Source organism: Bradyrhizobium iriomotense, assembly GCF_018130765.1.
GTDB classification, from domain to species: Bacteria; Pseudomonadota; Alphaproteobacteria; order Rhizobiales; family Xanthobacteraceae; genus Bradyrhizobium; species Bradyrhizobium iriomotense_A.
In genome coordinates, this window is record NZ_JAFCJZ010000014.1 from 30,896 (window position 1) to 44,135 (window position 13,240).

A 13,240-nucleotide genomic window follows, 5' to 3' on the forward strand; every position below is an offset into this window, starting at 1 on the left:
TCATGTTGCTGTTGCTTGGAGGCTTTCTCATCCTGATGCTGCTCGGCGTTCCCGTGGCGATCGCCATGGCCGCGTCGTCGCTGCTCTACATCCTGGTCAGCGGCGTGACGCCTGATGTCACGCTGGCGCAGCGCATGATCGCCGGCGTCGAGAGCTTTCCGCTGCTCGCCGTGCCGTTCTTCATCCTGGCCGGCAATCTCATGAACATCGCCGGCGTCACCGGCCGCATCTACAAGTTCGCGGTCGCGCTGGTCGGCTGGATGCGCGGCGGCCTCGGCCACGTCAACATTATCGGCTCGGTGATCTTCTCCGGCATGTCGGGCACCGCGATCGCGGATGCTGCCGGCCTCGGCACCATCGAGATCAAGGCGATGAAGGATCACGGATACTCCACCGAATTCTCGGTCGGCGTCACCGCGGCGTCCGCAACGCTCGGGCCGATCATTCCGCCGTCGCTGCCCTTCGTGATCTACGGCATGATGGCGAACGTCTCGATCGGCGCGCTGTTCCTGGGTGGCGTCATCCCGGGCATCGTCATGACGCTGCTGATGATGGCGACCGTCACCTATTTCGCGCACAAGAACAAATGGGGCAGCGACACCCCGTTCTCCTGGCCGCAGCTCGGCTCGGCCGGGCTCGAGATTGCCATCGTGCTTGCTTTCCCGATGGCGATCTGGCTGATGGTGCTGGCCGGCATGTCGGTCAACATGGCGGTCGTCATCGGTCTCGGCACGCTGCTGATCATCGACTGGTACTTCGACTTCTCGGCGGTGATGGCGCTGATGGCGCCGGTGATCCTGATCGGCGGCATGACGCTCGGCTGGTTCACGCCGACCGAAGCCGCGGTCGCCGCGGTGATCTGGTCGCTGTTCCTCGGTCTCGTGCGCTACCGGACCATGACGTTCCGGACCGTTGCCAAGGCGACCTTCGACACCATCGAGACCACGGCCTCGGTGCTGTTCATCGTGACCGCAGCCTCGATCTTCGCCTGGCTGCTGACGGTGTCGCAGGCCGCCCAGATGCTGTCGGACTGGATGCTCAGCATCACCCACAACAAATGGGTGTTCCTGGCGCTCGCCAACGTGCTGATCCTGTTCGTCGGCTGCTTCATCGACACCACGGCGGCGATCACCATCCTGGTGCCGATCCTGCTGCCGATCGTGCTCAAGCTCGGCATCGATCCGATCCATTTCGGTCTGATCATGACGCTGAACCTGATGATCGGCCTGTTGCATCCGCCGCTCGGCATGGTGCTGTTCGTGCTCGCCCGCGTCGCAAAGCTCTCGGTCGAACGCACGACGGTCGCGATCCTGCCCTGGCTGGTGCCGCTGATGCTCGCGCTGATCGCGATCACCTACATTCCCGACCTGACCCTCTGGCTGCCTAAATACATGGGACTCTCCAAATGACCTCGACTGCTCTCGCCGCAACCCTGTTCGGCCCCGAAGACCTGCGCATGATCGAGCATCCGCTCGAGAAGCTTAGCCAGGGCATGGTGCGCATCCGCTTCGGCGCCGGCGGCATCTGCGGCTCGGACATGCACTACTTCCGCCATGCCCGCACCGGCGACTTCGTGGTGAAGTCGCCGCTGGTGCTGGGCCATGAGATCTCGGGCGAGGTCGTGGAGATCTCCGGCGCCGCCGCCAATCTGAAGGTCGGCGACCGCGTTGCCGTCAACCCGTCGCGTTGGTGCGGCCATTGCGGCGCCTGCCGCGAGGGCCGGCCGAACCTGTGCGAGAACATCTATTTCATGGGCTCGGCCTCGAAGACGCCGCACATGCAGGGCGGCTTCGCCAATTACTTCGACGCGATCCCGGCGCAGTGCGTGAAGATCCCGGATCACGTCTCCTACCAGGCCGCGGCGCTCGCCGAGCCGCTTTCGGTCTGCCTGCATGCGGTCGCACGCGCCGGAAATGTCGAGGGCAAGCGCGGCATCATCTTCGGTGCCGGCCCGATCGGGCTTCTGACCATGCTCGCCGCGCACCGCGCCGGCATGGCCGACGTTACGGTCGCCGACATCGCGCCGGCGCCGCTGGCCTTTGCGACCAAGCTCGGCGCCTCCCATGTCGAGAACGTCTCCGCCGGCGAGGAAGGCCTGAAGGCGCAGGCCGCCGCGCGCCCCTATGACGTCGCCTTCGAGGTCTCGGGCACGGCCGCGGGCCTTGCCAGCGCGATCGGTATCGTCAGGCGCGGCGGCGTTGTGGTGCAGATCGGCAACCTGCCGGGCGGCCAGATCCCGACGCCGTCGAATGCGGTGATGGCGAAGGAGATCGACCTGCGCGGTTCGTTCCGCTTCGGCTTCGAGTTCATGACCGCGGTGGAACTGATCGGCAACGGCAGCGTCGACGTGCTGTCGCTGGTGACCGCGGAGCGGCCGCTGTCGACCGCGCCTGATGCGCTGCGGCTGGCGCTCGACCGCTCGCAGAGCGTCAAGGTCGTGCTGACTGCGAACTGATCGGAGATTGCACATGATGCTCGAAGGATGGCGCTGGTACGGGCCCGATGATCCGGTCTCGCTCGACGACGTCAGGCAGGCCGGGGCGAGCGATATCGTCTCGGCGCTGCATCAGGTGCCGATCGGGGAGGCCTGGACGCGCAAGGCGGTCGAGGAACGCAAGAACTTCATCGAGAACGGCCAGCCCGGCCGCTCAAAGCTGACGTGGTCGGTGGTGGAATCGATTCCGATCCCCGACGACGTCAAACGTCTGGGCGGCAAGGCGACGAAGTCGATCGAGGCGTGGATCGCGAGCCTTGAGGCGGTGGCCGCCTCCGGCATCAAGATCATCTGCTACAATTTCATGCCGGTCGTGGACTGGTGCCGCACCGACCTCGAATGGGAGCTGCCGAATGGCGCGCGCGCCATGCGCTTCGACCAGGATCGCTTTGCCGCGTTCGAGCTGCATATCCTGACGCGCCCGGCGGCTGCTCAGGAGTATTCGCCCGAGCAGCAGGCGCGCGCGAAAGCTCTGTTCGAGAAGATGAGCCAGGCCGATATCGACTATCTCGTCATGGTCATCGCCAGCGCGCTGCCGGGCTCGACCACCGAGCCGATGACGATCCCGCAATTCCGCGACCGGCTCGAGACCTATCGCGACATCACGCCAAAAATCCTGCGGCAGCATCTCGCTGAGTTCCTCGCGCGTGTCGCGCCGGTCGCCGAGCAGCTCGGCGTCTCCCTGACGCTGCATCCAGACGATCCGCCGCGGCCGCTGTTCGGCCTGCCGCGCATTGCGTCCAGCGCCGACGACTATCAGGCGCTGTTCGATGCCGTGCCGTCGAAGGCGAACGGCATCTGCCTGTGCACGGGCTCGCTCGGCGTGCGGGCTGAGAACAACCTGCCCGAGATGGCCGAACGCTTCGGTCCGCGCATTGCGTTCGCCCATTTGCGCGCAACCAAGCGCGAAGCGGACGGGCTGTCGTTCTACGAGTCCGATCATCTCGATGGCGACGTCGACATGGTCGCGGTGCTCAAGGTGCTGCTTAAGGAGAACGCGCGGCGTTCGCCGGACAAGAGAATCGTCTTCCGCCCCGACCACGGCCACCGCATGCTCGACGATCTCGCCGCCACCAAGCGCACCAATCCCGGCTACACCGCCATCGGCCGCCTGCGCGGCCTCGCCGAACTGCGCGGCGCGATCAGGGCGATCGAGCATCGGTAGAGGACTCTTCGCCTCTCCCCGCCTGCGGGGAGAGGCCGGATTGCATCGAAGGTGCAATCCGGGTGAGGGGGACTCTCCGCGAGTCCGTCTCTCACCGTGATTGTGGAAGCAGCCCCTCACCCCGACCCTCTCCCCGTAAGAACGGGGCGAGGGAGCAGCTAGTAGCAAGCGTCCATCGCGCCGAGCTTCGGATAGAGCCGGTCGATCGCGGCGATCTCGCTTTTCATCTGCGCGATGATCCATTCGCGGATCTCGGCGGCGATCGGGCGCATGGGACGGTTGCGCGGCGGCAGGAATTCGCAGATACGGCGCGTGGTGGTGAGCGTATCGGAGGCCGGCACCAGCGCGCCGGTGAGCAGCCAGTGCGAGGTGACCGTCAGCCAGCCGAGCGCGATGCCCTGGCCGAGCAGCGCGGCCTGCACCACGACGGCATAGTCGGTGAAGCTGAGCGCCTTGGCCGCACCGCGGCGCCCGGTGAGAAGCGATGCGTAATCCGCGGCCCAGTCGCCCGGCGTCTCCGCGAGGCGGATGATGGTGTTGCCCTCGGCCGGATCGGTCTCACCGAGGTAGCCGGGGCTGCACATCGGCAGCATCGCTTCCCTCATGATCAGCGTGCCGCCGGAGGAGGGCTCTTCGCGATCGCGGAAGCGCATGCCGAGATCGACATTCTCCACCGGCCCGCGCAGCGCGCCGGAGATAAGCTGGAAGCGCAGATCGACCTGCGGAAACTGCTTCTGCAGCTTGTCGATGCGCGGCATCAGCCAATGCGTGGTGAAGGCGGAGGAGACCGACAGCGTCACCGTCTCGGTGCCTTTGCGGCGCCGCTCGATCTCGACGAGCCCGCTCTCGATGCTGCGGAAGCCTTCGAGCACGCGGCGATAGAGCAGCTCGCCTTCCTCGGTGAGCACCGCGCGGCCCGCCTTGCGATCGAACAGGCGAACGCCGAGATGCTCCTCGAACTGGCCGAGCATCCGGCTCACCGCCGGCTGCGTTACGTTCAATTCGGCGGCCGCTGCGGTGAAGCTGCCATTGCGCGCCGCCGCGTCGAAGACGAACAGGGCGTTGCTGGACGGCAGCATGCGGCGGAGCTCGGGCATAACGTCATGTTATGGGCGCGGTGAGAATTTGGCAATTGCCGAGTTTTCGCAAGTCTGGTGTCATTAGGATGACAGCCTAAAGACAGGGCCTTCGAGAGAAGATTTGGTGCAGCGCACGCTTCGGCCGTGATTGCTCCAAACCCCTGTCTATAAAGCAGGCTTATGGCGCGCAGTGAGGCACGCCAGCAAAGGGACATGGCGAGGACGATCGTTGGACAAGCGAGCGGAAAGCGTCGAGATCAGGTCCGCCAGCAAGGCCTATGGCGCCGTTCGCGCCCTCGACGACGTTTCGCTCAATGTCGGCGCCGGTGAATTCGTCTCGCTGCTCGGCCCCTCCGGTTCCGGCAAGACCACGCTGCTCGGCATTTTGGGCGGCTTCATCCTGCCGACGTCGGGAACAATTCTGTTCGGGGGCCGCAACGTCACTTACATGCCGCCGCACAAGCGCGACATCGGCGTCGTGTTCCAGAACTACGCGCTGTTTCCGCATATGAGCGTCGGCGAGAACGTCGCTTTTCCCCTGCGCGCGCGGCGCCTGCCGAAATCCTCCTGGCCCGACAAGGTGCGCGCGGCGCTCAGCATGGTCGGCCTCGCCGGCTATGAAGAGCGCGGCATCGCGCAGCTCTCCGGCGGCCAGCGCCAGCGCGTCGCCCTCGCGCGTGCCATGATCTTCGAGCCGCAGTTGATCCTGATGGACGAGCCGTTGTCCGCGCTCGACAAGCAGCTCCGCGAATCCATGCAGATCGAGCTGCGGGCGCTGCACAAGCGCATCGGCGCCACCATCATCTACGTCACTCACGACCAGCGCGAGGCGCTGACCATGAGCGACCGCGTCGCCGTCATGAAGGACGGCCGGTTGGTCCAGATCGACGAGCCGGCGCGGCTGCACGATCATCCCGCCGATTCCTTCGTCGCCAGCTTCATCGGCGAAGCGACGATGCTGCCCGTCCGCCGGGTCGATACTTCCAGCGTCGCGCTCGGCAATGCCTTGCTGCGCAGCGCGCGCGCCATTCCCGATGGCGATGCCCTGATGCTCGCCGTGCACAGCGAAAAGCTGCTGATCGACGACGGCGCGCAGGATGCCGCCTGCAACCGGCTGACCGGAACGGTCACCGACATCGTCTACCAGGGCGAGAGCCTGCGCATTTTCCTCGCGCTCGCCGACGGCATCGCGCTCAGCCTGCGCCAGCCGAGCTACCACCAGGCCTATCACCGCATTCCGCCGCTCGGCGGCAGCCTCACCGTGACCCTTCACCCCGAGGACACGATTGTCGTCCCCAGGGTGGGGGACTGAACTTCAGCCTCATCCAACCCGAGAGAAGAAACGATATGTCGACCCAAGCCGCGTTCAGCAATTTCAAGGTCCTCACCTTCGACGTCGTCGGCACCTTGATCGATTTCGAGACCGGCGTGCTCTCCGCGGTGCGCAGGATCTCGGGCAAGACGCCGGCCGAGCTCAGCGACGACAAGATTTTCGAATCCTACAAGCGCGGCCGTGACAAGCATTACGAGCGCTCGAGCGAGGTGATGTTCTACGTTTATCGCTATCTCGCGCAGGAACTCGGGCTGCCGGCGGATGACGCCTCATGCGACGTCTTCCAGCTCGCCGTGCTGCGCTGGGGGCCATTCTCCGATTCCGTCGAGGCGCTCAAGCGTCTGCGCACGAAGTTCCGTCTGGTCGCCATGACCAATGCCGACCGGGTCGCGCTGTCGTGCTACGCGCATGCGCTCGGCAATCCCTTCGACGACACCGTCTGCGCCGACGACACCGGCGTTGCAAAACCGAACCCGGAATTCTTTGCCTACAACAAGGGCCGCCAGTCCGCCTTCGGCTACAAGCAGTCCGATATCCTGCATGTCGCGCAGAGCCAGTATCACGACATCGGGATCGCGCGGAAGCTCGGCTACAAGGTGTGCTGGATCGAGCGCCGCCAGGGCATCGCCGGCTTCGGCGGCACGCCCGCGGTGGAGACGCTGACCAAGCCGGACTTCCATTTCCCGACCATGAAGGCGCTCGCCGACGCCGCGATCGGTCCGGCGGCGTAAACGGAGAGCTGTGGCATGACACGGGACTGGAGCGCGCTGCCATCGGTCAATTCGCTGTGGGAAGCCACGGCGGAGCCGGCGCGCGACTATCCCGTGCTGTCGGGCGAGCAACAGGCGGATGTGGTGATGATCGGCGCCGGCTATACCGGCCTCTCCGCCGCACACCACATCGCCAAGAGCGGCCTTGCGCCGGTTGTGCTCGAAGCGAACCGCCCCGGCTGGGGCGCGAGCGGGCGCAACGGCGGGGTGATCACCGCAAAATTCCGCCTCTCGTTCCGCGACATCGACGCCGCGCATGGCCGCGCCATGGCACGGCGCATGTACGAGATCGCGCATGAATCGACCGACATGGTCGAGGAGCTCGTCTCCGAATTCGGCATCACCAGCGCGAACCTTACCCGCACCGGCCAGGTCAAGGCCGCGCATAACGAGACGACGCTGAAGGCCGCGATCGACGAAGCCAACTGGATGACGCGCGAGATGGGCTCGGCCGAGGTCCGCATCCTCGACAAGAGCGGCGTGCGCGAGGAGACCGGCTCCGACATTTTTGTTGGCGGCGTGCTTAATCCCGGCTCGGGCGGGATCCATCCGCTGAACTATCTGCGTGGTCTCGCAAATGGTGTGGCGAGCCGCGGCGTCCCCATCTTCCAGCAGTCGCCGGTCGTCAAGCTTCGGCGTGAGAAGGACGGCATCGTCGCCGAGACGCCGCAAGGCGCGGTGCGCGCAAAACAGGCGATCATCGCCACCAACAGCTATTCGGATCTGACCGGCGCCACCGCGCATCTGCAGCGCACGCTGATCCCGTTCCGCAGCGCCATGGTCGCCACCGAGCGACTCCCCGGCAATCTCGCAGGGCGGCTGATGCCGACGGGGCGCACCTACACCGAGACCAAGCGCATGATGCGCTGGTTCCGCATGGTCGACAACCGCGTGATCTTTGGCGGCCGCGGCGCCTTCGGCAAGCAGGATTCGCAAGCCGCATTCGATGCCTTGCGCAAGGCGATGGTCGGCATCTTCCCCGATCTCGCCGATATCGAGCTCGCATACAAATGGTCGGGCCTCGTTGCCATGACCTTGGACTCGGTGCCGCATATCGGCCGGCTCGACGATCGCACGCTGTTTTCGGTCGGCTACAACGGCGCCGGCGTTGCGATGTCGAGCCTGATGGGCCGCTATCTCGCCGCCTTCGCGCGCGGCGAGACGCCCGATGTCGGCCTGCTCGATGCGCGGCGGATGAAGGCTATCCCGTTCTATCCGCTGCGCGAGCCCGCCGTGCGCATGGTCGCCGGCTGGTACCAGTTTCTCGATGCGATCGGTCGGTGAGATCATTTGGCGATGGAGGAGGCGAGGATGAAGATGAAGCGCAATTTTGGACTGGGCTGCGCGTTGCTGGGCGCAATCGGATTGACCAGCGCGGCGGATGCCGCAGAGCAGATCACCTTCGTCTCGCAGGGCGGCGCCTATCAGCAGGCGCAGACGGTGGCGATTCTCGATCCCTCCGCCAAAAAGCTCGGCATCACCATCAACCAGGACTCCATTCCCGACGCCTGGCCGGCGATCAAGACGCAAGTCGGCAGCGGCAAGCCGATCTGGGATGTCGTCGACACCCCGACCGGCAACTGCCTGCGCGGCGGCGAGCAGGGGCTGATCGAGAAGCTCGACTTTTCGAAGATTCCAAACGGCGCGGCGATGCCGGAGGCCTATCGCAGTCCCTATTCGGTGTCCTACGAGTTCTATTCCAGCGTGCTGTCCTACAGCCAGAAGACCTTCCCGAAGGACGCGCCGAACAGCTGGGCCGATTTCTGGGACGTCAAGAAATTTCCCGGCCGCCGCGCGCTGCGCAATCACCCGTTCGCGACGCTCGAGGCGGCGCTGATGGCCGACGGCGTCGCACCCGACAAGCTCTACCCGCTCGACGTCGATCGCGCCTTCAGGAAGCTGGAAGAGATCAAGCCGCATATCACGGTGTGGTGGACGTCGGGCGCGCAGTCGGCGCAGCTGCTCAATGACGGCGAGGTCGACATGGAGATGGCCTGGAACGGCCGCGTCAGCGCCGTCGCCAAGGAAGGCGCCAAGGTCGCCTTCACCTACAACCAGGGCATCCTGCAGAGCACCTCGCTCTGCATCCTCAAGGGCGCGCCGAACCTGGAGACGGCGGTGAAATTCCTCAACGAGGCGGTCGATCCCGTGCACCAGGCCAATCTGCCGCTGCACATCGATTATGGTCCGGGCAACCCCAAGGCGTTCGAGACCAGCGTAATCAAGCCCGAGCGTGCCGCGCAGTTGCCGAGCGAGCCGGCCAACGCCGCCAAGCAGGCGCTGATGTCCTATGCCTGGTGGTCCTCGCCGGCCGGCGAAGCCGCCGAGAAGCGCTGGGCGTCGTTCATGCAGAAGTAAGGCAAGGCAGCGTTGACGACATCCGTGCCAGATCCCTCCAAGAAGCATCTGCGCCGCGAGCACGGCCTGATGCTGGCATTGGTGTCGCCGGCGCTGCTGGTGATCCTGGCCCTGATCGTGCTGCCGGTCGGCTGGCTCGCCTGGCAGTCGATCTATCATGACGGCTTCACGCTGGAGAATTATCGCCGCGTCTTCACCGAAGACGTCTACTGGCGCAGCTTTGCGCTGACCTTCGAGATCAGCCTCGCGGTCACGGTGATCGCGCTGCTGCTCGGTTATCCCGTGGCTTATCTCGCCAATTCGGTGCCGAAAGGGTGGAGCATCCTGATCCTGTCGCTGGTCGTGCTGCCGTTCTGGACCAGCGTGCTGGTGCGCGCCTATGCCTGGCTGGCACTGCTCCAGCGCACCGGCGTGATCAACCAGTTCCTGCGCTATCTCGATGTGATCTCGGAGCCGCTCGCGCTGGTCCACAACACCTTCGGCACGGTGGTCGCGACCGTGCACATCCTGCTGCCGTTCATGGTGTTGCCGCTCTATGCCACCATGCAGAAGATTCCGAATGATCTGATGCAGGCCGGTGCCAGCCTGGGTGCAAGCCCGTCGCTCACCTTCATGCGGGTGTTCCTGCCGTTGTCGCTGCCGGGCGTGCTCGCCGGCTGCACCATGGTGTTCGTGCTCTGCCTCGGCTTCTACATCACGCCGGAGCTGCTCGGCGGCGGGCGCACCGTGATGGTGTCGATGCTGGTGAGCCGCAATGTCGAGCTCTACAACCAGTTCGGCGCTGCGAGCGCGGTTGCCGTGGTGCTGCTCCTGAGCGTGCTGGCGATCTTCTTCGTCGTCAGCCGCTTCATCTCGCTCGATCGCGTATTGGGGCAGAAATGATGCGCGTCTCGGCGGCACGAATGGCCCTCTACGTGATCAGCGCGCTGGTGCTGGTCTATCTGATCCTTCCCGTCCTGATCATCGCGCCGATTTCCTTCTCCAGCGCGCGCTTCCTGACCTTCCCGCCGCCGTCCTTCTCGCTGCGCTGGTACCAGCAATATTTCTCGAATGCGGCCTGGATGCAGGCGACGCGGGTGACGCTGATGGTCGCGCTGCTGACCGTGGTGATCGCGACCCCGTTCGGGGTGGCCGCCGCCTATGCCATCAGCCAGTCGAAGCTGCGCATCATGCGGCTGTTCCACATGGCGCTGCTGCTGCCGCTGGTGGTGCCGATTATCATCACCGCGGTCGGCATCTTCTTTGTCTATGCCAAGGTCGGCCTGGTCGCGACCATGCCCGGGCTCGTGCTGGCGAACGTGATGCTGGGCCTGCCCTATGTCGTCATCTCGGTGCTGGCGGGCCTGCAGAGCTTCGACCCCGCGCAGGAGATGGTCGCGCGCAGCCTCGGCATGAACCGCCTGCGCAGCTTCTTCGCGGTGACGCTGCCGCAGATCAAGTCCAGCGTGGTCGCGGGCGGCATCTTCGCCTTTATCTCGGCAATGGACGAGACCATCGTCGCGCTGTTCATCTCAGGCGGCCAGTACCAGCCGTTGACCAAGCGCATGTTCACCGCGCTCCGCGACGAGATCGACCCCACCATCGCCGCGATCTCGACGCTGATGACGGCGGCGTCCTTCATGCTGGTGCTGCTGGCGAGCACGCGGCAGAAAAGGGGTGGGTGAGAGAGTACTGTCGTCCTGGCGAAAGCCAGGACCCATTACCCCAGGGAGATGTTGTGGCGGGTTCTGGTAACCCGGAGTCTTCGCCAAACGATGTTCGGTGGTTATGGGTCCTGGCCTTCGCCAGGACGACACTGAATATGCAGCGGCCGCTTTCGACTGCAGCGCGCAGTCGCAGCCTCAGCCCTTCGCCCCCAGCCACGCCAAGATCATCTCCACGATCTGCGTCCGGCTCTTCGCCAGTACCCTGGGCTCGCTGAGGTCACGATCAAACAGCGCCCCAAACGTGTGGCGGTTGGCGACGCGGAAGAAGCAGTAGGAGGAGATGGCGAGGTGCAGGTCGATGGCGTCGACGTCGTCGCGGAAGACGCCTTCCTCACGGCCGCGCTTGAGGATGCCGTCGAGCGTTGCAATCACACTGGCGTTGAGCTGACGCAGCTGCACATTCTGCTTCAGGTGCTTGCCGTGGTGGATGTTCTCGATTGAGACGAGGCGGATGAAGTTCGGGTTGCGCTCGTCGTGGTCGAAGGTCGCCTCGATCAGCCGGCGCAGGCCCTCGCGGGCGTCGCAGCTTGCGATGTCGAGCTGATCCTCCAGCGCGCGGATGCTGCGATAGGCCTCTTCCAGCACCGCGAGGTAGAGCTGCTCCTTGCCGCCGAAATAGTAATAGATCATCCGCTTCGACGTGCGCGTCCGCGCCGCGATCGCATCGACGCGCGCGCCGGAATAGCCCTCCGAGGCGAATTCGGCCATCGCCACTTCGAGGATGTCGCGCTTGGTGCGCTCGGGGTCGTTGGTGCGCTTCGATGGGGGCGGCATGCGCTCGAGCATTGCTGTTTCTTCCGCCAGTTTCCATGGATCGCCTTGAAGGTGAAGGCAAATTTCGCCCCTTTGGGCGGCGATCCAACGCGTATTGCATAAACGTACTAGTTCGTACATTATCGATCCAAACCAAGGTTGCGGCAACAAAAACAAGAAACAACGCGCGTGAGGCGGTCGGCCTGACGCGAACCGCACCTCGCACATGGGGAGGAATTTCATGACGTTGACGTCAACCGCACCGCTGCACGCATCATCCAGCGCGGAAGCCATGCCGAACAAGCTGCCCAAGCGCGCCGCGCTCGTCAGCTTCGTCGGCAGCATGCTCGAATACTACGACTTCTTCATCTACGGCACCGCGGCGGCGCTGATCTTTCCAAAGGTCTTCTTCGCCAATGTCGATCCCTCGACCGCGACTCTGCTGGCGCTGCTCTCCTTCGGCATCGGCTATATCGCGCGGCCCGTCGGCGCGGTCATCCTCGGCCATTTCGGCGACCGCATCGGCCGCAAGACGGTGCTGCTGTTCACGCTGGTCTTGATGGGCGGCTCGACGCTTGCGATCGGCCTGTTGCCGGACGCGAAATCGATCGGCAATGCCGCGCCTATCATCCTGACGCTGCTGCGCCTGTTGCAGGGCCTGTCGGCTGCCGGCGAGCAGAGCGGGGCGAACTCGCTGACCTTGGAGCATTCCGCCAATTCCAACCGCGCCTTCTTCACGAGCTGGACGCTGAGCGGCACCCAGGCCGGCGCGATCCTGGCGACGCTGGTGTTCATCCCGGTGTCGAGCCTGCCGGAAGACCAGCTCTTGAGCTGGGGCTGGCGCATTCCGTTCCTGCTCTCGTTCTTCGTGCTGGTCGTTGCCTACCTGGTGCGACGGACCATGCCGGAAACGCCGGTGTTCGAGGACATCAAGGACAAGGCGCAGGTCGCGCGCTTCCCGGTGATCGCGCTGCTGCGCGACTACTGGCCCGACGTGCTGCGCGTCATCGTCTGCGCGCTGATCGCGACCGTCAGCACCATGACCGCCGTGTTCGCGCTCGGCTACGCGACGTCCAAGTTCGGCGTGGCGCGTCCGACCATGCTGTGGGCCGGCGTGCTCGGCAACGTCACCGCGCTGATCACCCAGCCGCTCTGGGCCCTGCTCGCCGACAAGATCGGCCGCAAGCCGGTGTTCATCGGCGGCGTGCTCGGCTGCGCCGTGCTGCTGTTCCCTTATTTCATGCTGGTGACGTCGGGCAACACGATCGCGATCTTCGCCGCTGCGATGATCCTGTCCGGTGTCGTCTACGCCGCGCCGAACGCGATCTGGCCGTCGTTCTACGCGGAGATGTTCGAGGCGCGCGTGCGCTATTCCGGCACGGCGATCGGCACCCAGCTTGGCTTCCTCGCCGCCGGCTTCACGCCGCTGGTCAGCGCGAGCCTGGTCGGTGAGGGGCCTCAGGGGTGGATTCCCGTCGCGATCTTCGTGGCCTGCTGCTGCGTGATTTCGGCCGTGGCTGCTGCGACCGCGCGCGAAACCCACACCGTCGATATCGCCGATCTCGGCAAGCGGCGCGCTTGA

At 65.1% G+C, this 13,240-nt stretch carries 12 protein-coding genes; 10 read left to right on the forward strand and 2 right to left on the reverse strand.

The window, feature by feature from the left end:
* Nucleotides 1–2: 2 nt before the first annotated feature.
* Genes JQ635_RS23245 through uxuA form a run of 3 tightly spaced genes read left to right on the forward strand, consistent with a single transcriptional unit; the run spans nt 3 to nt 3,659 of the window.
* Nucleotides 3–1,409 (forward strand): TRAP transporter large permease, encoded by a 1,407-nt coding sequence (locus JQ635_RS23245; RefSeq protein ID WP_211412112.1) that lies wholly within the window; start codon nt 3–5, stop codon nt 1,407–1,409.
* Nucleotides 1,406–2,455: an L-idonate 5-dehydrogenase gene (locus JQ635_RS23250; protein WP_211412113.1), complete on the forward strand. Its 1,050-nt coding sequence runs from the start codon at nt 1,406–1,408 to the stop codon at nt 2,453–2,455. The genes JQ635_RS23245 and JQ635_RS23250 overlap by 4 nt, the downstream gene beginning before the upstream one ends.
* A gap of 16 nt (nt 2,456–2,471) precedes the next feature.
* Nucleotides 2,472–3,659: a mannonate dehydratase gene (uxuA, locus tag JQ635_RS23255; RefSeq protein ID WP_211412277.1), complete on the forward strand. Its 1,188-nt coding sequence runs from the start codon at nt 2,472–2,474 to the stop codon at nt 3,657–3,659.
* A gap of 158 nt (nt 3,660–3,817) precedes the next feature.
* On the opposite strand, the gene JQ635_RS23260 is transcribed toward uxuA, so the two are convergent.
* Nucleotides 3,818–4,756, reverse strand: a complete 939-nt coding sequence (locus JQ635_RS23260) for a LysR family transcriptional regulator (protein ID WP_211412114.1) — start codon at nt 4,754–4,756, stop codon at nt 3,818–3,820.
* Between the two features lie 211 nt (nt 4,757–4,967).
* Between JQ635_RS23260 and JQ635_RS23265 the strand changes: the two genes are divergently transcribed.
* The 6 genes from JQ635_RS23265 (at nt 4,968) to JQ635_RS23290 (ending at nt 10,863) form a co-directional block, all read left to right on the forward strand.
* Entirely contained in the window at nt 4,968–6,050 is a 1,083-nt protein-coding gene (locus JQ635_RS23265) for an ABC transporter ATP-binding protein (RefSeq protein ID WP_211412115.1), read from the forward strand.
* A 35-nt stretch (nt 6,051–6,085) separates the two neighbouring features.
* The gene (locus tag JQ635_RS23270; protein WP_211412116.1) at nt 6,086–6,802 is read left to right on the forward strand and encodes an HAD family hydrolase; all 717 of its coding nucleotides are present in this window, start codon (nt 6,086–6,088) and stop codon (nt 6,800–6,802) included.
* 15 nt (nt 6,803–6,817) lie between these two features.
* Nucleotides 6,818–8,125, forward strand: coding sequence for an NAD(P)/FAD-dependent oxidoreductase (locus JQ635_RS23275; RefSeq protein WP_211412117.1), 1,308 nt, complete (start codon nt 6,818–6,820; stop codon nt 8,123–8,125).
* Nucleotides 8,126–8,152: 27 nt separating this feature from the next.
* Nucleotides 8,153–9,199: an ABC transporter substrate-binding protein gene (locus JQ635_RS23280; protein ID WP_211412118.1), complete on the forward strand. Its 1,047-nt coding sequence runs from the start codon at nt 8,153–8,155 to the stop codon at nt 9,197–9,199.
* 69 nt (nt 9,200–9,268) lie between these two features.
* Nucleotides 9,269–10,081, forward strand: a complete 813-nt coding sequence (locus JQ635_RS23285; protein ID WP_211412278.1) for an ABC transporter permease — start codon at nt 9,269–9,271, stop codon at nt 10,079–10,081.
* The gene (locus JQ635_RS23290; protein ID WP_211412119.1) at nt 10,078–10,863 is read left to right on the forward strand and encodes an ABC transporter permease; all 786 of its coding nucleotides are present in this window, start codon (nt 10,078–10,080) and stop codon (nt 10,861–10,863) included. The genes JQ635_RS23285 and JQ635_RS23290 overlap by 4 nt, the downstream gene beginning before the upstream one ends.
* A gap of 177 nt (nt 10,864–11,040) precedes the next feature.
* On the opposite strand, the gene JQ635_RS23295 is transcribed toward JQ635_RS23290, so the two are convergent.
* Nucleotides 11,041–11,691 (reverse strand): TetR/AcrR family transcriptional regulator, encoded by a 651-nt coding sequence (locus JQ635_RS23295; RefSeq protein ID WP_211412120.1) that lies wholly within the window; start codon nt 11,689–11,691, stop codon nt 11,041–11,043.
* A 208-nt stretch (nt 11,692–11,899) separates the two neighbouring features.
* On the opposite strand from JQ635_RS23295, the gene JQ635_RS23300 reads away from it, so the two are divergent.
* A complete protein-coding gene (locus tag JQ635_RS23300) occupies nt 11,900–13,240 on the forward strand; it encodes an MFS transporter (RefSeq protein ID WP_211412121.1) in 1,341 nt (446 codons plus the stop codon).